General features: G+C 61.8%; 2 protein-coding genes. Both read left to right on the top strand.

What is annotated here, in order from left to right:
- A partial coding sequence (locus ACIPY2_RS21810) for a hypothetical protein (protein ID WP_400268495.1) occupies positions 1-314 on the top strand: 314 nt, incomplete at its 5' end.
- Between the two features lie 38 nt (positions 315-352).
- The coding region (locus tag ACIPY2_RS21805; RefSeq protein WP_400268494.1) for an IS3 family transposase at positions 353-1,267 on the top strand (915 nt) is incomplete at its 3' end.

Raw genomic sequence — 1,267 nt, 5'->3', positions numbered from 1 at the left:
TCACCGATGGAACGATCCGGCTCTGGGGCAGGCAACGTGAGGCCGGGGAGTTGAGATCCCGGGCTATGACCGGAAAAGAGGACCAGCGTTTGAGAGAGGGAGACAGGCGGCTACTGAAGCAGGTCTTGAAGGAGAATGAGATCCTCAAGGCCAAGCTGGCCAAGTCTGAGGCCGCGGTGGACATCCTGGGAAAAGCTTCCGCGCTCTTGGATGCCATGGCCAGGAGCGCAGCGGCGACGGACCCCGAACTGAAGGATCCGGAGCCGCAGCGCCCGGACTGGTTGAACCCAAAATCTGGAAAGACATTGCCCTGACCTTTGTCGGGAATCTGGTTGCTGCCGGCTGGTCAGCTGTGAAGGCGTGCGCGGTTGTTGGGCTTCACCGGACCACGTGGTACCGGTATCTGAGCCCGCCGGCAACGGCCGGGATCACGATTGCCCATGCCGACCGGGCGTATCCGAACCGGATTACCCCAGCCGAAGCTGAGGAGTTCATGACCGCTCTGAACTCCGAGGACTACGGAAACCTTTCGGTCACCCAGGCCTATTACCGGATGCTCGATACCGGACACTGCTCCTTCTCCATCGCAACAGCGCACCGTCTCGTTGCTGCGCGCGGACAGAACGGTGACCGGCGTGTTCAACGCGGAAACACCAGCCCGAAGCGGATCAAACCCGTCGTGGAAGCCACGGGCCCGAACCAGCTCTGGAGCTGGGATATCACCATGCTCCGCGGCCCGGGCAAACACACTTACAAGCTCTACGCGATCATCGATGCCTTCTCCCGCAAGGTCATCGCCCACCGCGTCGAACACCACGAGACCGCGGCCCTTGCCTCCACGTTCATACGTGAGGCCGTGGACATGACTCACCAGCGGCCCCTGGTTCTGCACGCCGACAACGGAGCTCCCATGCGGGCCGGGACCACCGTGGACCTGGCCCGGGCGCTTGGTATCACTTTGTCTTACTCCAGGCCCCGGGTCTCGAACGACAACCCGTACTCCGAAGCGCTCTTCAAAACCGTCAAATACGACCTTGGATTCCCGCAACGGTTCCGGGACCTACAAGACGCCCGGGCCTACATGGACCAGTTCTTTGCCGCTTACAACGCCCATCACAGGCACAGCGGCTTGAACTTCTACACCCCCAACACCGTCCACCACGGGCTGATCGAACAAGCGCGCAGGCAACGACAACAAACCCTCGATGCCTGCTACGCCCGCAACCCTCACAGATACCACCGCAGACCCACCGCGCCAGGAATACCA

Origin of the sequence: Paenarthrobacter sp. NPDC089675 (genome assembly GCF_044749185.1) — a bacterium.
Lineage (GTDB): Bacteria > Actinomycetota > Actinomycetes > Actinomycetales > Micrococcaceae > Arthrobacter.
This window is presented reverse-complemented; position numbering and strand designations above follow the sequence as displayed.